Origin of the sequence: Arthrobacter parietis (genome assembly GCF_039530425.1) — a bacterium.
GTDB lineage: Bacteria > Actinomycetota > Actinomycetes > Actinomycetales > Micrococcaceae > Arthrobacter_D > Arthrobacter_D parietis.
The window spans coordinates 322731-343556 of sequence record NZ_BAAAON010000003.1; the positions used below are offsets into that span (position 1 = coordinate 322731).

Consider the following 20826-nt stretch of genomic DNA (forward strand, 5'->3'; position numbering starts at 1 on the left):
TCGGAGCGAAATGGGGCATCGAAACCGGTTCACCGTGCCACAGCCGCAGCGGAGGAAAAGACGTCGGCCGGCATGGCGCGGTGCAGTTTCCAGGTAATCGCGATGGGCTTCTCCCCAGAATGCTGGACGTAGTCGACCTGCCCCAGGCACGTATACGGCACAGTCAGCCCGCTCTCATCTTCCGCAGTGTCGCGGGTGAAGAGCAATACCTGCGACCCTCGCGACTTATGTTTCAGATACCGCTGACCTACAGGGCTGGTTGTGGCGGTCGAATTCTGTGATTCCCAGTGAAACAGGTCAGGACCGATGGCGTAGTCCTTGTACATGGTGGTCGCTGAGTGATTCTGCTCGTCCTTATTGAGCGTGACGAAGAAGACGTCGGTCGACGTGGTGGGACACCAAGCAACGCCCTCACGGTGCTGCACGTTCTTGCCGAGCTCAAGGGATCCATATTCCAGTGCTGCTAGAACTTCTTCGCGCCGGTAGGTCGCATGGGATAGAAGAGGAACGTGCTGCAGCCCGACGCCGAGCCCCTTCGCGGCATGCTTCGAGTCAGCGACGCCTAAGTCGACGAGTTGCCGAATCTCGTCACACACAAAGCGGAACCGGCGCAGATGGTCCAACCCGTCATCGTACGTTCGAAAACCGCCGCCGTCACTCCACAACGTATAAAACAGCATCCGGGCGAACGCCTTTTCCCGTGGTCCGAGGTCTTCATACCGCGGGGCGCGTTCCCCGACGAGCATCGTGTACGCGTCAGCTCGTTCTGGGTCGTCGACGTGAAGCAGCCGCACCATTCGCAGCAGAAGTTGTTTCTCCTGCGCGAGATCCGCCAGACCTCCGGCGATGGCGGCCTCCCCTGGAGAGAGCCCCTCGATCACGCCAGCCTGGCGTAGATACCCGGTCCAAGAGTCCTTCGTCGTGCGGTAGATGGTCTTCAGGTCGTTGCCAGATCGCTCGAGGTACTCGGCTAGTACCGTTTCGCCATAGGAGCCAATGTCACGCACAAGTTGCGCACGGTTGAACCGCAGCTGAGCCCGGATGTTCTCCAGCACGACTCGCTGCGCCACCCTGTCGAGAACGATCTGGGAACCAGACGGCAGGAACGGGAACTCGTCGTCGACCGCTTTCTCCAGCTGCTTTCGACCGAATCCCGTGAGTGCGCGGTACCGCAGGTCGAAGCGGAACTCGCGGCGCTGCTGCCCGATGAAGTCCAGCACCGTAAGGACCGATTTCTCCTCAGCGCGTCGCAGCCCGCGGCCAAGCTGCTGAAGAAAAATCGTTGCGCTCTGAGTCGGGCGAAGCATGAGAATCGTGTCTACTTCGGGCAGGTCCAGACCTTCGTTGAAGAGGTCGACGGTGAAGATGCAGTTGATTTGGCGGTCGCGTAGCTGTGTCAGCGCAAGCGCGCGTTCGTCGTCGTCCGTTCCACCATGCAGAGCTGTCGACGCGATGCCTGCACGGTTGAAAACCTCAGCCATGTAGTGGGCGTGCTGAACGGAGACGCAGAAGCCGAGTGCACGCATCTCGTCGGTTCCGGTGATTTTGTCCTTGAGTTCGCGGATGACTTTGGCTGCGCGGGCATCGTTACCGGTGTAGAGACGGTCGAGCTGGTCTAGATCGTAGTTGCCTCGCTTCCACTCCACCTGACTGAGGTCGACGTCGTCGGACACGCCGAAGTAGTGGAAGGGCACCAGGAGGTCGGCGTCGAGGGCATCCCAGAGTCGGAGTTCGCTCGCCGTACGACCGTCGAAGAACTGGTCGGCGACGTTGACGCCGTCGCCTCGCTCAGGTGTCGCTGTGAGGCCAAGCAGCTGCTGCGGTTCCAGGTGGTCGATCAAGCTTCGATAGGTCGGCGCCATGGCATGGTGGAACTCGTCGATGACGACCATGTCAAACATGTTGGGTTCGAGCTGCTGTATGCCTCTGGCATTGAGTGACTGGACCGATGCGAAGACCTGCTTCCACTGTGTCGGCTTGTTGTCGCCGACGTAAAGCTCACCGAAAGCGCCGTCTTGCATGACGTTTCGGTAAGTGCGCATGGATTGACGCAGGATTTCCTGGCGGTGCGCGACGAAGAGGAGCGTGAGGTTTCGCCCTGCGGCTTCGCTGAGACGTTTGTAGTCAAGCGCGGCGATGACGGTCTTGCCGGTTCCGGTGGCGGCAACGAGGAGATTGCGAGTGTGGCCTTTGAGTCGCTCTGCTTCGAGCGCTTCGAGCATCTCCTCCTGGTGGAGGTATGGCTGGACTTCCAGTCCGGTGAGGCCATCTGGAGCGATGGTGCGTTTGCCACCATTTCGTTCGAGGGCTGCGTCGAGTTTGTCGCCGTCGCGCTCGGGATCATAGCTCTGGAACGCTCGCTGCTCCCAGTAACTGTCGAAGGTGACCTCGAACTTCTTCAGCAGTGCGGGCGTGGCGATATTGGAGAGCCGAACGTTCCACTCCAGTCCGTCAAGGAGTGCAGCCTTGCTCAGATTTGAGCTTCCGACGTAGGCAGTATCGAAGCCTGTGTCCCTTCTGAATAGCCAAGCTTTGGCGTGAAGGCGGGTGGCCTGGGTTTCGTAGCTGACCTTGACCTCGGCACCGTAGCGGGTGACGAGTTCGTCGATGGCACGGCGTTCAGTGGCGCCCATGTAGGTGGTGGTGATGACGCGCAACCTTGCCCCGCGTTCGTGGAGCCTTTCAAGGGCGGGGTGGAGCAAGCGCAGTCCGGTCCAGCGGACGAAGGCGCAGAGGAGGTCGACGGCGTTCGCTGAATCCATCTCGGCACGGAGTTCTGCTGCGAGGTTCGGGTCATCTTTGCTGTTGGTGAGGAGTGCCGACTCGCTGAGGCGTGTGGTGGGTCGTTTGACGCTGCGTCGTCGTAGGTTCTCCGGCCGGTGAAGCGCGTGGAGTTCCTGCGGGCCGGCAGCGATGGTGGCTGAGTGGCTGAGATGTCCCAGAATGCTGTTGGCGATCTGTACGCGCACCTCAGGGGCGGCTTCCGCTAAGGCATGTCGCACGGCGTCGGCTACGTAACGCGAGAGGAGGTCAGGCGCGTTGCTCTCATCGACCTGCTCGAACGAAGCATGCAGTCCCGGCGCCACCGCCAGTTGCCCGGCGATTGCGTCAGTTTTTAGAAGCTCATACAGCCCCTCGGGCAGCTGTGGCGCTGCCCCTCCCCCATTGGTTTGGCTCACCTGACCAGAGTAAAGGCTTCTGAGTCTCGACGCTGGGACGGCAGGTAGGTGCACTTCGAGCTAGCCTTCGAATCGCAGTTTCGAAGGTAGTTAAGGTGAGCTTACCGATCGCAGCTGAAGGCAACGCAGTGATACGGCGAGCCGAGTTTCGGCGCGGGTGCCCGGACCCCACACCCTCGGGGGCGGAGGCAGGCAGCACTGCCAGCTAACGAGCTTGCTGATTGTCAGGTCCGCCGCTCCCACTACGAAATGAGCGAACGGTCCGGGTGGTGGAGCGGCTCGTAATAGCGACAGCGAATCAGAAGCCGTAGCCGCAATGGACGGCAATGCAACCAGACGATCCGTGCAAGCAGCAACCCGCTAAACCGTTCCTCCGCATGCACCATTTCTGGGGATAGTCTCACAGTCAGTTTCCGCATGAGCCGAGCCTGATACTAGCGCCATACCTAAACATAATCGCGCCACGGAAAGGTTCTGGACAAGTACCATTCAACGAAACGAGTAGTCGTACGCATTACGCATTGAAGGAGAAAGTTGCGCGACCAAATCAGCCCGATCACCTTCCAATCATTCTGCGAAGCGTCAAGAGCCGCGCTACGGCTCGAGAGTGACGCTCTTCTAGACCGAACTCTGCCGGCGCTGAGGGCGAGTCAGTGCACTTGGCACCCAAATGGCTTCGCAGTTTTTCATCTGAACGACCACCATGAGTTGGGGAAGCTACGATTACACATTTGGCCAAGCTCAAGGCGTGTGGTTCGCACTCAGGCTCCACCAATTCATTCGCACGTCTGGCATCTGTATAGTCAAATCCTGGCTGGCTCTTATAGTGAAACACTCTACGAGGAGATTACAGATGATTCGACGCAGGCGGAGATTTACCATTGTGCTGAGATAGACTATTTGGTCAACAGAAATGTTTTCGAAGCAGTGGGGGAGAAAACTCTTCGACCTACATCACATCTGACCGTGACAGCCGGAGAGAATCACACGGTTCCGGCTGGTATTCCCCACGAAACCCATATTGAAGAGAGCTCGTTCGTTGCAACCCTCCTAATAACATCAGCGCCTCAAGCCACTCATGCGTCGGTATATAGCAAAAATAGGATTCTGGAGGATTCGTATGATCGACCTGTGTTGCATGATGCGGAAAAATTTGCACTTCTAGCGAAACTGACCGACAGCCTATACTCTCCTTAAGCACGGGGAAAGGGTCAGTGTTCAATTAGGACTAACTATGATAATCGACTTATTCCGATGGGCAATAGCAGACATCAAATCCAAGAAGAACTTGGACGTATGGATCCTTTTCGCACTCGCACTGTCATTCGCACTCCTGGGAATACTGGGGCTGGATGCCAAGTTTCTGAGCCCAATCGTACTGAGCCTCCTTGGCGTCCTTGCTCTATCTCAGATCAGGAGTCGCGACCAAATTGCGGAGATTACGGCTTCGTGGCGACGCAGCAGAACTAGCATCTTTTCGCATGACTTCCCCGAGCAATATTACGATGCTCGATCGAAAGCATCATCAAACTACTTCTTTGCCGGAATGACGATGAGACGAACTCTCCCCACTATGGAGCGCGATCTGACAAGGATCCTGGAAAACGGCGGGAAGGTGCGGATAATCCTTCCAAATCCGAATGACGAAAATCTATTACAGATGATAGCGGCGTCTCGTAACAACACCTCTGCCACTCGAATTCGGAAATCCATTGAGGAGACACTCGACTCGGCGAGGCATCTTCACTCAAAAATTGGCGGGAACATGGAGATCCGCACAACGTCAGTCTTGCCCCGAGTCGGGATCAACGCATTGGATTTAGGCATGCCTTCAGCATCGATAATGGTTCAACTGTATGGGCACAAGCCAACCAGTGAGTCGAAGCCAATTTTCTACCTAACGCCTTCAGACAAAGAGTGGTTCACTCACTTTGCGGAGGAAGTAGAAAAAATTTGGGCATCGGGCACTGATCCTGCCTGAAATGCTTCGCGACTTTTCCGTGACAGCGTCAGACGCCATACAGGTTCACCGGCCACTCACCCAAGTCCCTCCATGCAGATAACTTGCCGAGGATGGACTTTCTGTTGAAACACGTGCTGTTGCCGGTGAGCGTCGCTGCTTCCGAATACTGGACTGACGATGAGATTCTGACACAGGCTCAGCTCAAGATGACCCGCGCTTTATCAGCTGGACGGCTTGAAGCAGCTACTGAGCGAGGCTACGCACGACTAGTGCATCACCGCGTTCCTATACCCACGGAGCAACTTATTCTGAGCAAGCACGGCGACGCGCGGGACCACACACCTCCAGCGCCGCCCGCACATCCCCACGCCGCTCCGACGCCACCGCTACTTGGTATGCGTCCTCCATCACGCCGTCGATCAGCACCCGCTGACCCGTCGACGCCGACTGCACCGCCGCTTCCACCATAGCCAGGCTCAACAAGTTCGAGTGCACCTCCTCCGAAGGAACGTCCCCGGACCGCAGCGCCGCCACAAACTCAGCAAGTGCCCCGGCAATCTCCTCCTCGTGAGAAGCGGGCGGAACCAAAACAGCACCAGACACCAGCTCCGCCACCGGTGCGCCCGCACCATCCCAAGCCGCAGAACCACCGGCACCATTCACCCGCCATGAACCGTTCCACGACGTCTCCAACCCGTCGGCACACCAGCTTCCCGTATACACGTACCGCGTGCCGCCGCTCATCTGGAATACCGCGGTGGCGGCAGCAGCGCCGTCGTACCAGCTCCACGACGGATTGAACTCCTCGCAATACACCGACACCGGATCCTGATCCAACAGGAACCGCACCGCATCGAACTGGTGGATCGCCATGTCCACCAGCAGCACATGCGCCATCTCCTCCCGGAACCCGCCAAAGTGCGGGGCCTTGAAGAACTCAGTCGTCACCACACCAATGTCACCCAGCTCGGCAGTCAGCGCCTTCAGCTGCGTCAACCCCTGGAAGTACCGGCGCGATTGACTGATCATCAGCAGTTGCCCGCTCACCTCCGCCGCAGCCGCCAACGACAGGCCCTCCGCAACGGTCGGCGCCACCGGCTTCTCACACAACACCGGCAACCCGGCGAACATCGCCTCCACATTCACCGGATGATGCGCCGCCGGCACCGTCACGTTCACGACGGCGTGAGCACCGGTCGCAGCAGCCACCTCCGACACCGAGGTACCCAAAGCAACGTCCTGCAGCCCGAACTCCTCCACCGCTGCCTGCGCGGCACCCAGGTTGAGGTCCACGAGTCCGACCAGTTCGACGTCGTCGTTCGCTTGGAGAGTCCGGATCCAAGCCTTGCCCATTCCGCCGGCACCGACCTGGACGACGCGCAGCGGACCGGCAGTCTCAACGGTCTTGAAGGTGATCAACTGCTCATCGCTCCCTGGTAGCCGTGGCCGGTGTAGAAGTCCTCGGTCTCGTAGCGCAGCAGCACCGGATCCGTACGCTCGGGCCGCAGCGTTTTCGCCCACTCGACGCCGTTGGCGATCACACGGCGCACGTCCTTGTGGTGGTAGACGGGGTAGTCCTGGTCGCCCGGGCTGAAGAAGAAGATCTTCCCGTACCCGCGCTTGAACGTGCAGCCGCTGCGGAACACCTCTCCCCCGCTGAAGGTGCTGAGGAAGATCAGCTCATCCGGGGCGGGGATGTCGAAGAACTCCCCGTACATTTCCTGCTCGGGAATGATGAACGGGTGTGGCACGCCCTGCGCGATCGGGTGTGCCGGGTTCACGGTCCAGACGATCTCGCGGTCAGCCTCGGAGCGCCACCGCAGCGTGCACGAGGTGCCCATCAGCTTCCCGAAGATTTTCGACCAGTGGCCCGAGTGCAGCACCAGCAACCCCATGCCGGCCAGCACGTGCCGGTGGACCCGCTCGACGACGTCGTCCGTCACCTCCCCGTGCGCGGCATGTCCCCACCACACCAGCACGTCGGTGTTCTCGAGGACGTCCTCGGTGAGGCCGTGCTCGGGGTCGTCGAGGGTGGCGGTTCGAACGACAGCCCGCGCGCCGAGGTTCTCCTCGATGCCCTCGCGGATGGTGTTGTGCATGCCGTCGGGGTAGATGGCGCGGACTTCGGGCTGTTCCTGCTCGTGGCGGTTCTCGCCCCAGACGAGGACGCGCACGGTGTCATTACTGGTGGTCATGGTTTTCTCACTTTCGATAGCAGCGTTTACTTGACGGCCCCGCCGGTGGCACCGGCCGCAATGTATTTCTGGGCCAGGATCAGCAGCGCGATCGCTGGCAGGGAGGACAGGACGGCGGTGGCCATGACGGCACTCCAGTTGGATACCTGCGTGCCCAGGTACTGGTAGATGCCCAGGGTCACCGGCCGCACCTCGTCGGTGGTGGTGAGGGTCAGCGCGAACAGGAAGTCGCTCCAGGAGAACAGGAACGCGAACAGGCCCGCGGTGATGAGCGAGTTTCGGCTGATCGGCAGCACAATCGAGACGAACGCGCGGACCAGCCCGGCGCCGTCGACCCTCGCTGCCTCCACGATCGACGTCGGTATGCCGATCATGAACGCCCGCATGATGAGGATGACAAACGGGATGGCGTGCGTGGCGTCCGCGAGGATCAGGCCGGGAATGCTGTTGAGCAGCCCGAGGTCGTTGTACGCCGCGTACAGCGCGTTCGCGATTACGATCCCCGGAATCATCTGCGAGATCAGGATCGCCAGCAGCGCGATGTTCACCCAGCGGAACCGGAACTGCGCCAGCGCGTACGCCGCCGGTGCCGCGACGAGCAGGCTGAACACCACGGTGCCCAGCGAGACGATCAGGCTGGTCACCAGGTTGGGCCCCTGCTCGGCGATGGCCCGGGCATACCCGTCGAAGCTCGGATTCCACGGGAAAAAGTCGGCGGTCAGCGTGTTACCGGAGGGCTGCAGCGAGGCGTTCACCATCCAGTAGACGGGGAACAGCATCACGGCCAGAAACAGGATCCCCAGCGCGGTGTACCCGGCGGAGCGGGTACGTTGCTTGCCTGCGTTACGGTGCGCCGGAACGGGTACGACGGCGGTTTCCACAGTAGTCACGGTTGTCCCCTTACTCGTCGACTGCGCGCCGGTTGGCACGGAGGTAGATGACGGCGAACACCAGCGAGATCAGGATCAGGATGTTGCTGAACGCAGCACCCACCCCGAACTCGAAGTTGATGAACGACTCCTGGTAAGAACGGATGGACAGCGTCTGCGTAGCATTCGCCGGCCCACCGTTGGTCAGGCCCAGGATGATGTCCAGCACCTTGATGGTGTAGACGACGCCGAGCACCAGCACCACGCTGATCACCGGCTTCAGGTTGGGCAGCGTGATGTGCCGGAACGCCTTCCAACCGGTGGCGCCGTCCAGCGCGCCCGCCTCGTACAGCTCATCCGGGATGTCCTGCAGACCTCCATAGAGGATGGTCACGTTGAACGGGATGCCCACCCAGATATTCACCATTACGACGGCGAGAAGCGCCACCGCTGGACTGGTCAGCCACGGCACTGGTTCAATTCCGAAAGTGCCGAGGAACTGGTTGAGGATGCCGGAGTCCTGCTCGAGGATCGACCGCCAGGTGGCACTGGAAACAATGAGCGGCAACAGCCACGGCAGCAGGAGCATCGAGCGCAGGAAGTTGCTCAGCGGGAAGCGCCGCTTGAAGAAGCAGGCCAGCGCCAGCCCGATGATGAACTGTCCCGCGATGGACCCGAGAGTGAACAGCGCCGTGTTGGTCATCGCCGGCCAGAACAGGTTGCTGTTCAGTACCGCCTGGTAGTTCGCGAGTCCCACCCAGGGCGCTTCTCCGGTGAAGAAGGTCTTGGTGGTGTATTCCTGCAGGCTCATGGTGATGTTCTTGACCACCGGGTAGCCGAAGAACAACACCAGGTACAGGGCCGCGGGCGCCACGAACAGCAGGCGCGTGACGTTCTCCCGGGAGAACCGGCGCGGTGCGCGGACGGGAGGCGGCGCCTCCGCGGAGGAGGTTGCCGCCGTCGTCGTCGTGGCAGTGTTGATACCTGCTGTGTCAGTCCGCATCATCGCAGTTATCCCGCCGAGGCCTGTTCGAAGGCTTCAGCCGGCTCAGCCTTGCCGGTCAGCGCGAGCTGGATGGCGTTGTAAATGACGGTGGCGGCTTCGGGCCATTCCTCACCGAGCTGGCCGGTGCGCGAGCGGGCGTTGGCCACCTGCTCGGTGAAGGACTCCATCTCGGGGACCTTGGCGACGTACTCCTCGGCGAGCGCGGTTTTGGTGGGAACGGTGTAGCGGGCTTCGGCGAGGGCGAGCTGGTTCTCGTCGTTGCTCATGCACTCGACGAACTCAGCGGACTTGGCCTGCTTGGCGTCATCACCCGTGACCGGAACGGTCCAGACTTCGCCGCCGAGCGGTGCGATGGACGTCTGGCCCTCCTCGTTGACGGGGATCTGCACGGAGGCGAACTTCACGTCCGGGTTCTCCTGCAGAGCCGGGATCTGCCACGGGCCGTTGACCATCATGGCGGCCTTGCCCGCGACGAACTGATCCTTCACGTCGGCCTGGGACCAGTTAATGACGGCCTCGGATGCCGAACCGCTGTCCACCAGGTCCTTCCAGAGCGCCAGTGCTTCGGCGACCTCGGGGCTGGTGAGGTCGGTTTCCTCGCCGCCGTTGGACCACATGAATGGCAGGAACTGCCAGCTGCCCTCGTAGGTGGCGATGGCGGAGAACGCGATGCCGTACTGGTCACCTTCCGTCAGTTGTTCCGCGGCGGCCTTGAGTTCGTCCCAGGTGGTCGGGGGCTCCACGCCGGCGGCCCCCAGCAGCTCGGGGTTGTAGAAAATGCCGAGGGTATTGGCGGTCGGTGCGAGCCCGTAGACCTCGCCCTCGTACGTGGCAGCATCCAGCATGCCCTGCGCAAAACCGGAGGTGTCGACGTCGTAATCGCTTAGCGGTGAGAGCCCGCCGGTGGCCGCTATCTCCTGGACGTCCGGGTTGTCGAGCATGAGGACGTCGGGCATGGTCTGCGACGACGCACGCTGAAGCACCTTCTGGATGAGGTCCTTGCCGGGGACGGTCTCGCGTTCGATGGTGACGCCGAGCTCGGTAGCGCAGCGGTCGATAGCTTCCTGGACGAGCGTCTTGTCCGGCTCGTTGTTGTAGTAGTCGACGACGGAAAGAGACTCGACCTCGCCGCTTGAGCTGGCGCTGCCGCCGCCTCCCCCGCAGGCGGTCAGCGCGAGCGGTGCGATGGCGGTCATGGCTGCCAGGGTGAGTTTCCGGTTTTTCATGGGGCTCCTTTGCCTTGGTCGTTGCGGAAAGTAAAACGCTTAACTGAGTAGCTCCCATCGAGTGTGGTGGGTCACAACCGGACTTGTCAAGGAAAAATTTAAACGCTTTACTGAAGGAGTTCCTGCGGATCTTCATACGGTCCGCGTCCGATTTCGCCGACCCGAAGGGCGGTCCCCATGGCCACCATGCAGGACGTTGCCCGGCACGCCAATGTGTCCATCGCGACGGTGTCCTTCACCATCAACAACACCAAGCCGGTCTCCCCCGCCACCCGGGCGAAGGTCGAGGCGGCGATGCAGGAGCTCGGGTTCCGGCGCAACGTCGTCGGGCGGGCGTTGGCGAGTAAACGCACCCGGATCATTGCGCTGCTGTTTCCGGCGCTGCAGCACTCCTTCAGCGGAACGGTGGTGCACTTCTTCACCAGCGCAGCGGCTGCGGCCCGCGAGCTCGGCTACAACCTGGTGCTGTGGCCGATCAGCAACGACGCCGGACAGACGACCGAACTGACGTCGACCGGGTTGGTGGACGGGGTGATCCTGATGGAGGTGCAGTTCGACGATCCCCGCGTCGAGGAGCTCGAGAAGTCTGGGACGCCGTTCGCCCTAATCGGGCGCACCCGCGACCCAAGTGCACTGACCTACGTCGACATCAATTTCGAAGACACGCTGGCCGCGGCTGTCCGGCACCTTACCGAGCTCGGTCACTCACGCATCGTGCTGCTCGACGACGCCGTGGGCAGCCGCGATCTTGAGGGTTTCGGCCCGGTGGGCCGCTCCCGGGACAGCTACGAAACCGAGATGAGGCGCCGGGGGCTGGAGCCGGCGTCGTTCACGTGTGAGGCGACACCGCGGGCGGGCAAAGCCGCGGCTGCTGTCCTGCTGCGTAATTTTCCGCAGGCGACCGGCGTCATCATCCAGAATGAACTCGCGGCCACGGGATTTGTCAGCGGCTTGCGGCACGCGGGGATCGAGATTCCTCGGGATCTATCTGTGTTGTCGGTTGGGTCGTCGGCGGAGATGGCGGCGATGGCGGATCCGGAGCTGACGGTCATGTCCTCCCCCAGTACCGAGCTGGGGCGAATGGGCGTCGAGGCACTGATCGACCAGCTGGAGGGGCGGGCGTCGGAGCTGCGGCAGGAACTGGTGATGTGCACGCTCGAGGGCGGGCAGTCGACGGGACCAGCGGCGACACCTGCTCACTAGCGGCCTCGATCAACGGACGTGCCGCCGGCATACAGGCGCGGCGGGACTCCAAGATCTCAGTAGAATTACTTCTTCGACTGGGAAAACTGTGCACCAAAGGAAGTCTCACCATGCGCTCACTGCGCTCCCCCTTGCTCATTGCGACCACCCTCGCGCTCGTCACAGGCTGCGCCGCCGGAGAGCCTGCCGAACCGGGGACCTCTGCTCCCCCGAAACCAACGACGACGGCGGCCGCCTCCAGCTCCCCAGCAGTCGCCGGCACAGCGGGGCTCACCGCGGTTCCGTTCGACGATGCACCGCGCGCACTGACCGAACTCGAAGAGTCATTGCTGGTCGAACCCGGACCCAACGCCGAGGCGGGCACGGTGGAAGACGTCCTCGCCGCCGCCCGGGAAAGCGATCCGCAGACTGCAGACGAGTGGAGCAGTGCGATCCTCGCGCTCATCCATGGCGACTACACCGAGAACGTCAAGACCGTCGTCAGGTTTGACCCCGGCACCGGCGAGCGCGGCGACGAACCCACCGCAAACGGAACTGCACCGGCGGAGGAGCAGAGCGTCGGGCAAAACCACTTCGCCCTGGTGCTCGATGCCAGCAATTCAATGGCTGAAAGCTCCGGAGAGGGCAGCCGGATGGAGGCTGCGAAGGCCTCACTGCTCGCATTCACCGAGGAGCTGCCGGGGGGCAGCACCGTGAGCCTGCGGGTCTACGGCCACGCTGGCGACGCCTCGGAAGCCGGCAAGGCCGAATCCTGCGCAACCACCGAGGTGCTCTACTCCGGCGCATCAAACGACGCCGGGCTGGAAGAGACCCTCGCCTCCGTCCAGCCGACCGGTTACACCCCACTCGCACAGGGCATCAGCGATGCCGCGTCCGACTTCCCTGGCAACGCCACGGACGGCATCGTCTACGTGGTGACCGATGGCGTCGAAACCTGCGGTGGAGATCCCGTCGAGGCGGCCAAGGAGTTGAGCGTCTCCGGCATCGAGCCGGTGGTGAATGTGATCGGTTTCCAGGCCGGAGACACCGACCAGGCAGCCCTCGCCGCCATTGCCGCAGCCGGCGGCGGGAAGTACACCCAGGCCAACTCACAGGCCGACCTGGATGCCTACTGGAAGGAGCAGAACCGGGCGATGCTCCGCGCCTGGAACGAGTGGCGCAGCACCGAACTGGCGGCAATCGGCGAGGCCAGCAGTGACATCAAACGGACCGTCAATGAAGTGAGCACCGAACTGAAACGCACTGCCAATGATGAGGCCGAGCGCGGCAAGCGGGTGGCCAACCTCCTTCGCGGAGAGATCGACGACGACGTCCGCAGCGAGATCTGGGATTTCTTTGACCAGCGGCGCACCACCGTCTGGAACTGGGCCGAGGAAACGCGGGCGGAAAACTGGGAAGCGGCGGAAAGCGAGCGGGCTCAGAACTGGGAGGCCGTGTACAACCGGGCGCAGAGCAAGTGGACCGAGTACTACGAGCGGCTGCAGGGCAACTGACAGATCGGGGGGACCGGACGATGAACGCTTCCGCTTCTTGTCGTGCTCGTTCACACTCCTGGTGTGACATCGAAGAAGGAAGAGCTCTTACCCTGCAACGTCCTTTGCCAGGACTCGCTTGTCTCGAACAAGGACAGTCTGGCTTTCCCTCCTGAGGTCAAACAATCCAATGGCATCGATCAGCTCGCTCAACTTCTGGTAACCGTAGTTACGGGAGTCCAGCGACGCCTGGTTTCCTATCTGACTTCCCACCGCTGACAGATTCGCCCAGCCGTCGTCACCGCTTGCAGCTTCAACAGCGTTGCGCATGAGGAGCACCAGACGAGTATCTCCTCGCAATTTTTTCGGGTCAGCGCGTTCTTGCAAGGAAGTATCGGCGCTAACGGGCGACTGGCCCAGTCCCTCAACATAGGTGAACAGGGAACAAGCGTTGACAAAGGGATCCGGGGTTTTTCTCTCCCCAAACCCGTACACCTTCAGTCCGTCCGCCAGTATGCGCATAACTAGCGGAGTGAAGTCGGCGTCGCTGGAGACAAGCGCGAAGGCGTCGACTGAGCCGCCACTGAGCAGGTCCATGGCGTCGATCACCATGGCCATGTCAGCGGCGTTCTTGCCAGTGCTGTACGCAAACTGCTGCATCGGCCGAATCGCGTACGGGTGAAGGGCTGCTTCCCATTGCTGCAGGTAGGGGCTTTTCCAGTCACCATATGCCCGCCGTACATTCGCGACCCCATGACGCGCCACTTCGGCAAGGACCACATCAATCTTGGAGGCTGGCGCGTTGTCAGCATCGATGAGCAAGGCTATGCGCTTCTCTTCAGGCTTCACCTGTTGAGCATGCAGGCAGACTCAGGTGCGGTCAACTCACCCGGCACTTCAACCACGTGTTGCTCAACCGTGCGTCTGGAACTGGCCTGCCGCCGCCGTCGTCGTTCGCTAACTCACCCCAGAACGAGGAAGGGCGGCACCGCCTCCGGTGCCGCCCTTCCCTACCGTTAACCCCTACTCAGCCTTCTGTGGCACACTTTCCGCGTTCGACGCCGCAGCGGCCTTCCGCTCCTCCGTCTTGCGCGCCTTCTCCGCATCGGCCCGGGCCTTCTCCTCGGCCTTCAGCCCATCCAGCCATTCCTGTCGCTTGGCTCCGGGAACCCAGCCGGTATCCACGAACTTGCGCTGGAAAGCGATGGCCGCGACCACCAGCACCATCGCAATCACGATGGTCAAGACAACACCGAGCGTGGTGCCGCCCAGCAGGCTCACACCGATCAGGGTGCCGAACCAGCCGAAGTCCGCGTCACCGAAGGTGCTGTTGGCAAAGCCAAGCTCGCCGAGCACCAGCAGGAGGATCGCCGGCAGGATGGTGATGATCACGCCGTTCACGAACCCGCCGATCACAGCACCCTTACGTCCACCCGTCGCGTTGCCGTAAACACCGGCACCGCCACCGGTGAAGAAGTGCGGAACCATGCCGGGCAGGATCAGCGCCAGTCCGAACATCGGGTTGAGCCAGATGGCAAGTATGCCCAGGCTGATCAGGCCGCCCGCAAACGAGCTGAGGAAGCCGATCAGCACCGCATTGGCACCGAACGGGAACACGATCGGGATATCCAGCGCGGGCTTGGCGCCCGGAACAACCTTCTCGGCAATGCCCTGGAACGCCGGAACCAGCTCGCCCAGCACCGTCCGCACACCGTAGAGAATGACCGCCACACCAACACCGAACTGCAGCGCCAGCCCAAAGCCCGCCATGATGAAGGCACCGGCATCCGCTGCACCGAAGATCGCCAGGGCTTCCTCGAGCGGAAGCGCGATCAAGCCCCAGATCGCGAACACCATGTAAATGAGGACCATGGAAAGCGAGGTGGCAACCATTGAGTCGCGGAGGAACTTGAGCCCCTGCGGGAAGTTGATGTCCTCGGTGGACTTGCTTCGCCGGCCCACAGCCTGGCCGGAGGCGCCGGCGGCAATGTAGCCGAGGGTGCCGAAGTGGCCGATAGCGATGGTGTCATTGCCCGTGATCTTCTTTGTCCACGGGTGGGCGAACGCCGGCATGACCACCATGATCACGCCGAGCAGCAGCGCACCAATGAGAACAACGAGCCAGCTCAGGCCGTCACCGAATCCAACTGACAGCACCACGGTGAGCATGGTTGCCATGAACACCATGTGGTGACCGGTCAGGAACACGTACTTCAGCGGCGTGAAGCGAGCCAGGATCAGCATCACGATGAACCCGAGGGTCAGCACATACGCGCTCTGAGCACCGAACTCTTCCTGCGCGAGTGCGGTGATGACCTCATTGGTGGGGATCACGCCCTGGGCGCCGGTGACGGCCAGGATCAGCGCTCCCAGCGGATCCAATGAACCGACGACGACGCCGGCTCCCGCACCCAGGATGAGGAAGCCCAGCGCTGCCTTCAGCGCGCCTCCGATCACCTGCCCGGAATTGCGGCGCATGGCCATCAGACCGATGGCGGTGATGATGCCGATCAGGTAGGCCGGCACATTCAAAATCTGTTGACCTATGAAATTCAGTACTACAACGAGCCACTCCATCGTGGGAGCTCCTTCTCTACTGTTCTGGACGGAAAGGTTCTACTGGACGGCCGGCGTGAGCTTCTCGGTGATCTCGTCGAGATCGAAGAAGTTGTCAATGATGATGACTTCCGCCGGAACGTCACCGATCTCGGGTGCGAGCTCGTCGGAGGTGAGGACGATGTCCGCGGTCTGTGCTGCGCCTCGGGCCACACCGATATCTGCGGCTTCGACATCCGCATCGATGCCCAGTGAGGCGAGAACTTTCTCTGCATTCATCTTCAGGAGCACTGAGGTTCCAATGCCCATTCCACATACGGCGACGATTTTCATGAGATGCCTTTCAGTCCAGGTTGATGAGGGTCGGTTTACTTGGTGGCCAGGCCACTGAGGAGGTCGCGGACCTGTTCCGGGGTCTCCGCTGCTTCAAGCCGCGCCCGGACCTCCTTATTGGAGAGCACACCGGCAACTGCTTTGAGTACTTCGATATGCGCGGTGTGGTCCAGCGCGGCCAACCCGATGACCAGGGTCACCGGATCATTCGATGCATGGCCAAACTCGACGGGGGTTTCCAGGCTTACCCAGCTCAATCCACCCTTGAGGACCGACTCCGCTGGACGGGAGTGTGCCAGCGCAATTCCAGGGGCAATCACGATGTACGGTCCGTGTTCCTCCACAGCCGTGATCATTTCCTCGGTGTAGGCCTCGGTGGTGACGCCACCGGCCACCAGCCCGTCACCAGCGAGGCGGATTGCTGCCCTCCAGTCGGAGGCCGTCGCTTTCGTGGTGATCGACGACAGCTCTTCGGCAAGATTCAGGCTCACAGCAAATCCTTTGCGTTGGTGGGGCAGGGGGTGGCGCACGTCACACGCTACCGTCGCAAAGGGGCTTATGTCTACAAGTAACCCAAAGTGGATTTCAATTCGTTATCGTCAACAGGCTTAGCTATTTGGTGGTTCCGGTGCGCGTCATCCGGCTGATTCGGCCGGGTTCGAAGAGCGCATCCTGAGCCAGCAGTGACGCGCCGGTGACGCCCGCCGCGTGCCCCAACCGGCTTGGCTCAACCACCAGGCCGCGCGTGGCGAAGTCCCTGGCGCCGTCGAAAATTGCCTGCCGGATCGGCTGCAGGAACGGATCTCCGGACTGGGCCAGATTGCCTCCGATGATCACCGCTTCCGGATTCAACAAGCCGACGACGTCGGCAAGCGTCTGCCCGATGATCGCCGCCGTTTCTTCGATCAGGGAAAGCGTTGTCTGGTCACCCTGGCGGGCGAGCTCCACGATGTCCGCACTGGTACGGACCGTGTAGCCGCGCTCCAGCAATTTGGCCCTCAGCACGGCACCGCTGGCGACCTCCTCCAACCGCTGCAAGCGGTCCCCGCCGAGCGTCGGGCAACTCACGTCACCGGCACCGCCGCGCGCTCCCCGGTAGACCCGGCCATCCGTGACGAACCCCAACCCCAGTCCCATTCCAGCCTTCACCACCACCAGGTTCGGCTCCTCAGTGGGCGCCTTCCGTGCCTCCGCGAGCGCCATGACATTCACGTCCCGGTCGACAGCGAACACGGCGTGGTCATAACGGGTCTTGAAATATTCACGCACCAGCACGCCGTCCCACTCGGGATAGACCTGTGGACTGGCCAGCCGCCCGGTTGCCACATCAACCGGACCCGGCACGCCGACACCGATCCCGACGACGTCCCTACGCTCCTTGCCCATGCTGCGGAGCATGTAATCGAAGACCTGCCCTGCCCATTCGAAGATCTCGGTGGGGCCTTCATTGAGACCGATATCCGCCTCGTCTTCGGCCAGCAGCGTCGAGGTGAGATCGGTGATGGCCAGGCGGGTGTGCGAGCCGCCGATATCGACGGCGAGGAGCAGGCCTGCGTCGGCATTGACGGCGAAGGTTTCCGGCGGCCTTCCGCCCCGGGAGTCCAGTTGGCCAACGCTGACGATGATGGAGGCGTCGAGCAGCTCGTCGAGCCGGCGGGCAAGGGTGATCCGCGACCAACCGAGCACCTCGATGAGGTCGTTCCGGGTAGTGGCACGCCCCGATCGAATCAAACTCAATGCCACACCTGAGCCGGTTGCCATCCCCTTGACCATTGCGTCCCCTTCTCCCGGCCGACTGCGGCCGCACATCATCCAAGCATTGACTTAAGTACAGGTGTATACCAAAGTGGCGTCCGTGACTAGAGAAGATTCTTCCACCGTTGGGTTTCCTTCTATTGCGGACGCCCGCGCGGTCGCCGCTGCGCAGGCGATTCCAGCCGTCCTCGTGCAGCAGAAAGGCCACGGACACGCTGGGACGGCAATGGCCTTGGCGCCGCTATCCCACGTCCTGTTCTCGCGGGTTCTCCGGCATTCACCGCAGCATCCGCACTGGCCGGCTCGGGATCGGTTCGCGTTGTCCGCCGGCCACGCAAGCCTCTTGCTCTACCTCCAGCTGTATTTCACCGGGTACGGGCTCACCCTTGAGGACTTGGCGGCAAGCCGCTCACTGAAGTCGAAGACTCCAGGCCATCCGGAGGTGCACCACACCGTCGGCGTGGAAATGAGCACCGGGCCACTGGGGCAGGGAGTTGCTTCCGCCGTCGGCATGGCCATGGCAGCCAGGCATGAAGCGGCGCTTTTCGCAGCGGGGTCTGATCACCTGGACCACACCGTTTGGGCGCTGGCCGGGGACGGATGCCTGCAGGAAGGCGTGTCATCGGAGGCCTCCAGCCTCGCCGGCAGTCTGGGTCTCGACAATCTGGTGCTGATCTGGGACGACAACGGCATCACCATCGACGCCGACACTTCCGGCACCTTCTCCGAGGACGTCCGCGCCCGCTACCGCGCGTATGGCTGGCGGGTCCTCGAGATCGACGACGCCACCGATCTGGCAGCCATCGAAGCCGTCCTCCGTGCTGCCGCCGAACGAACCGGCCAGCCGACGCTCGTGGCCGTGAAGACCGTCATCGGCGCGCCCTCCGCCAAGTTCGGCGGGACTCCTGCGGCGCACTCAGGCGGGTTCGGCAAGGAGGAAGTCGGCGCGGTCCTGGAATCGCTCGGCTACTCCCCCACCGCTGAGCTCAGCGAGCTGGTGAATGACGAAATCCTGGCCCACACCCGTGCTGCCTCTGAGCGCGGCGCCGCACTGCACGCTGATTGGCAGCGCGAGCACAGCGCGTGGGAAGCCGAACAGCCCGAAGCCGCCGCGCGCTGGAATGCCTTCCGGGACGGCGCCACCGATCCGTCGCCGCTGGAGGCAATCGCCACAGGTTCTCCGGGAGATCCGGTGGCTACCCGCAAGACCAACGGCGCGGTGATCAAGGCGCTGCAGGAATCGCTTCGGCTTTGGGGCGGGTCGGCTGATCTGAGCGGCTCGACCAATGTCGCCGTGGATGGCAAACCGTTCTCGGCGGGCGACCCGGGAGGCGAGTTCATCCGCTTCGGCATCCGCGAACACGCGATGGCCGCGATTCTGAGCGGCATCGCGCTGCACGGGCCCTGGCGCCCCTTCGGATCCACGTACCTGGTCTTCAGCGACTACATGCGTCCGAGCATCCGACTAGCGGCACTCATGGGACTCGGCGTGATCTACGTCTTCACCCATGATTCGGTGGCGGTCGGCGAAGACGGCCCCACGCATCAGCCGGTGGAGCAGATCGCCTCCCTGCGCACTGTGCCGGGGCTCGACGTCGTCCGGCCGGCTGATGCAGTTGAGGTCACCGCAGTCTGGCAGCGCATCCTCGCATCCCCGCAGCGGCCGGTGGCGCTGTTGCTGAGCAGGCAGGATGTACCGGTCCTGGAGTCCGACGGCGACACTGCGGACGGTGCCAGAGCCGGCGGCTTTGTCCGGTGGCAGAGTGGTGTCGGGACGGACCTTGCGTTGATTGCCACCGGCAGCGAAGTGTCGCTGGCAATCGAGGCTGCCCAGGCTCTCGAGGCCGAAGGGATCGCCGCGCGGGTCGTGTCCATGCCCTGCGTTGAATGGTTCAGCGAAGCGGACCGCGACTACCGGGAATCGGTGCTTCCGCCGTCGTTGACTGCCCGGGTGGCAATCGAAGCCGGACGGGGTGATGCCTGGTACCGCTGGGCCGGATCCTCAGGCGAGGTGGTCTCCATCGAGGAGTTCGGCGAGTCAGGATCCGGCGCAGAAGTTATGCGCCTGCGCGGAATCCATCTGGATGCTGTTCTTGACGCAGCCCGGCGGGTGCTTCGCACCGGCCATCCTGTTCCCTAGCGCGTCGCGGGCGGAAGCAACGCAGCGGCCATCAGCTGCGCGACGAAGTTCTTATAGCTCAGGTGAAACCTCCTCAGCGGCGCACAGGTCCAGAACGGAGTTGTTGTTTGGACCTGTGTAGCTTCTGGGCTCGGCGCGGTCACCCGTGCAGGCGCGAGCGCTGAACGATCTCATCACGTCCTGAATTTGCTGGTACTGCTCTGTCCTGATGTAGTCCACGGCCGCTTGCAAGTCAGGGAAGTCGTCTACCTTCTGGAAGGCGACGATGGCGGGACCCGTCCCCTCGGCTTGAGATTCCAATTCAACAGACTCGAAACCGTAGATGCCGTTGGGATCTGCTTCCGCCGGTGGTGGACCATTCCTTCCGGACACAGAGGTCACCAGGCGAACGCTGTCCTTCCATCCTGATTGTCGAGCTCGCTCGGGCATCGAGGACAGGTCCATTGCGAGCGTTGTTACGGCGAAAGGTTCGCCATCTATGATGCCCTCGTCACTGACCGTCTCATCAAGATGCAGCAACGGGAAGCTCTCGCAACCCGCCGGCGGGCAGTTGAACCCTATGGCCGGTTGTATGTTGAGCCCGCCCATACTGTTCCCTTCCTGATCAAGGAGTGTGAAGGAACTTCTGTTCGAATTGGGTAGGACGCTCACTGTCCATGCAGACGGGTGGTCGAACTCGAAGGTGATCCCCCAGGCTGACCCGGTGAACGTGTCGAATTCCGTCTCTGGTGCAGGTGGCTCCGACTCTGCCTCAGGCGTTGGCGAATCCGGCGCTGGCGGCTCCGACGCAGATGGCTGCGGCTCTGCCTCGGACGTTGGCGAATCCGGCGCTGGCGGCTCCGACGCAGATGGCTCCGGCTCTGCCTCGACAGAGGAACTCGGCGCAGGGATGGCAGGGCCCGGCTCCGTCTGGTCTTGCGGAGCCGTAC

The 20826-nt window shown here is 62.2% G+C and carries 16 protein-coding genes; 4 read left to right on the forward strand and 12 right to left on the reverse strand.

The window, feature by feature from the left end; genetic code table 11:
• Positions 1-29 precede the first annotated feature (29 nt).
• Positions 30-3143 carry a DEAD/DEAH box helicase gene (locus ABFX19_RS13650; RefSeq protein ID WP_346028746.1) on the reverse strand — a complete coding sequence of 1038 codons (3114 nt, stop codon included), beginning with the start codon at positions 3141-3143 and terminating at the stop codon, positions 30-32.
• A 1270-nt stretch (positions 3144-4413) separates the two neighbouring features.
• Between ABFX19_RS13650 and ABFX19_RS13655 the strand changes: the two genes are divergently transcribed.
• Positions 4414-5160, forward strand: coding sequence for a hypothetical protein (locus ABFX19_RS13655; RefSeq protein ID WP_346028601.1), 747 nt, complete (start codon positions 4414-4416; stop codon positions 5158-5160).
• Between the two features lie 285 nt (positions 5161-5445).
• Here ABFX19_RS13655 and ABFX19_RS13660 read toward each other — a convergent pair whose 3' ends face one another.
• The 5 genes from ABFX19_RS13660 to ABFX19_RS13680 all read right to left on the reverse strand — a co-directional run bounded on the left by ABFX19_RS13660 (position 5446) and on the right by ABFX19_RS13680 (position 10438).
• Positions 5446-6561 carry a Gfo/Idh/MocA family protein gene (locus tag ABFX19_RS13660; RefSeq protein ID WP_346028602.1) on the reverse strand — a complete coding sequence of 372 codons (1116 nt, stop codon included), beginning with the start codon at positions 6559-6561 and terminating at the stop codon, positions 5446-5448.
• Positions 6558-7337, reverse strand: coding sequence for a ThuA domain-containing protein (locus ABFX19_RS13665; protein ID WP_346028603.1), 780 nt, complete (start codon positions 7335-7337; stop codon positions 6558-6560). The genes ABFX19_RS13660 and ABFX19_RS13665 overlap by 4 nt, the downstream gene beginning before the upstream one ends.
• Before the next feature lie 26 nt (positions 7338-7363).
• Positions 7364-8116 carry a carbohydrate ABC transporter permease gene (locus tag ABFX19_RS13670; RefSeq protein WP_346028747.1) on the reverse strand — a complete coding sequence of 251 codons (753 nt, stop codon included), beginning with the start codon at positions 8114-8116 and terminating at the stop codon, positions 7364-7366.
• 121 nt (positions 8117-8237) lie between these two features.
• Positions 8238-9212, reverse strand: a complete 975-nt coding sequence (locus ABFX19_RS13675) for a carbohydrate ABC transporter permease (protein ID WP_346028604.1) — start codon at positions 9210-9212, stop codon at positions 8238-8240.
• Between the two features lie 5 nt (positions 9213-9217).
• Positions 9218-10438, reverse strand: a complete 1221-nt coding sequence (locus ABFX19_RS13680) for a sugar ABC transporter substrate-binding protein (protein WP_346028605.1) — start codon at positions 10436-10438, stop codon at positions 9218-9220.
• Positions 10439-10615: 177 nt separating this feature from the next.
• Here ABFX19_RS13680 and ABFX19_RS13685 point away from each other — a divergent pair, with 177 nt between their 5' ends.
• Positions 10616-11641 (forward strand): LacI family DNA-binding transcriptional regulator, encoded by a 1026-nt coding sequence (locus ABFX19_RS13685; RefSeq protein ID WP_346028606.1) that lies wholly within the window; start codon positions 10616-10618, stop codon positions 11639-11641.
• Between the two features lie 110 nt (positions 11642-11751).
• Positions 11752-13134, forward strand: coding sequence for a VWA domain-containing protein (locus tag ABFX19_RS13690; RefSeq protein ID WP_346028607.1), 1383 nt, complete (start codon positions 11752-11754; stop codon positions 13132-13134).
• Positions 13135-13221: 87 nt separating this feature from the next.
• On the opposite strand, the gene ABFX19_RS13695 is transcribed toward ABFX19_RS13690, so the two are convergent.
• From ABFX19_RS13695 to ABFX19_RS13715, 5 genes are all read right to left on the reverse strand, one after another.
• Complete coding sequence (locus ABFX19_RS13695; RefSeq protein WP_346028608.1) at positions 13222-13962, reverse strand: NYN domain-containing protein; 741 nt, start codon at positions 13960-13962, stop codon at positions 13222-13224.
• A gap of 174 nt (positions 13963-14136) precedes the next feature.
• Positions 14137-15690: a PTS ascorbate transporter subunit IIC gene (gene ulaA / locus ABFX19_RS13700; RefSeq protein WP_346028609.1), complete on the reverse strand. Its 1554-nt coding sequence runs from the start codon at positions 15688-15690 to the stop codon at positions 14137-14139.
• Between the two features lie 39 nt (positions 15691-15729).
• Positions 15730-16002 (reverse strand): PTS sugar transporter subunit IIB, encoded by a 273-nt coding sequence (locus ABFX19_RS13705; protein ID WP_056550377.1) that lies wholly within the window; start codon positions 16000-16002, stop codon positions 15730-15732.
• Positions 16003-16037: 35 nt separating this feature from the next.
• Positions 16038-16493 carry a PTS sugar transporter subunit IIA gene (locus ABFX19_RS13710; protein WP_346028610.1) on the reverse strand — a complete coding sequence of 152 codons (456 nt, stop codon included), beginning with the start codon at positions 16491-16493 and terminating at the stop codon, positions 16038-16040.
• 121 nt (positions 16494-16614) lie between these two features.
• Complete coding sequence (locus tag ABFX19_RS13715; protein WP_346028748.1) at positions 16615-17745, reverse strand: ROK family protein; 1131 nt, start codon at positions 17743-17745, stop codon at positions 16615-16617.
• Positions 17746-17857: 112 nt separating this feature from the next.
• Here ABFX19_RS13715 and ABFX19_RS13720 point away from each other — a divergent pair, with 112 nt between their 5' ends.
• The gene (locus ABFX19_RS13720; protein ID WP_346028611.1) at positions 17858-19897 is read left to right on the forward strand and encodes a transketolase family protein; all 2040 of its coding nucleotides are present in this window, start codon (positions 17858-17860) and stop codon (positions 19895-19897) included.
• Positions 19898-19948: 51 nt separating this feature from the next.
• Here the strand turns inward: ABFX19_RS13720 and ABFX19_RS13725 are convergent, their stop codons facing one another.
• The gene (locus ABFX19_RS13725; RefSeq protein WP_346028612.1) at positions 19949-20485 is read right to left on the reverse strand and encodes a hypothetical protein; all 537 of its coding nucleotides are present in this window, start codon (positions 20483-20485) and stop codon (positions 19949-19951) included.
• Positions 20486-20826: the final 341 nt, after the last annotated feature.

What these genes read in the sequence shown, in the direction of transcription:
- ABFX19_RS13675 (WP_346028604.1), bottom strand. Translation starts at nt 9,212, where the DNA reads ATGATGCGGACTGACACAGCAGGTATCAACACTGCCACGACGACGACG.
- ABFX19_RS13665 (WP_346028603.1), bottom strand. Translation starts at nt 7,337, where the DNA reads ATGACCACCAGTAATGACACCGTGCGCGTCCTCGTCTGGGGCGAGAAC.
- ABFX19_RS13655 (WP_346028601.1), top strand. Translation starts at nt 4,414, where the DNA reads ATGATAATCGACTTATTCCGATGGGCAATAGCAGACATCAAATCCAAG.
- ulaA (WP_346028609.1), bottom strand. Translation starts at nt 15,690, where the DNA reads ATGGAGTGGCTCGTTGTAGTACTGAATTTCATAGGTCAACAGATTTTG.
- ABFX19_RS13705 (WP_056550377.1), bottom strand. Translation starts at nt 16,002, where the DNA reads ATGAAAATCGTCGCCGTATGTGGAATGGGCATTGGAACCTCAGTGCTC.
- ABFX19_RS13680 (WP_346028605.1), bottom strand. Translation starts at nt 10,438, where the DNA reads ATGAAAAACCGGAAACTCACCCTGGCAGCCATGACCGCCATCGCACCG.
- ABFX19_RS13690 (WP_346028607.1), top strand. Translation starts at nt 11,752, where the DNA reads ATGCGCTCACTGCGCTCCCCCTTGCTCATTGCGACCACCCTCGCGCTC.
- ABFX19_RS13725 (WP_346028612.1), bottom strand. Translation starts at nt 20,485, where the DNA reads ATGGGCGGGCTCAACATACAACCGGCCATAGGGTTCAACTGCCCGCCG.
- ABFX19_RS13670 (WP_346028747.1), bottom strand. Translation starts at nt 8,116, where the DNA reads ATGCTGTTCCCCGTCTACTGGATGGTGAACGCCTCGCTGCAGCCCTCC.
- ABFX19_RS13685 (WP_346028606.1), top strand. Translation starts at nt 10,616, where the DNA reads ATGGCCACCATGCAGGACGTTGCCCGGCACGCCAATGTGTCCATCGCG.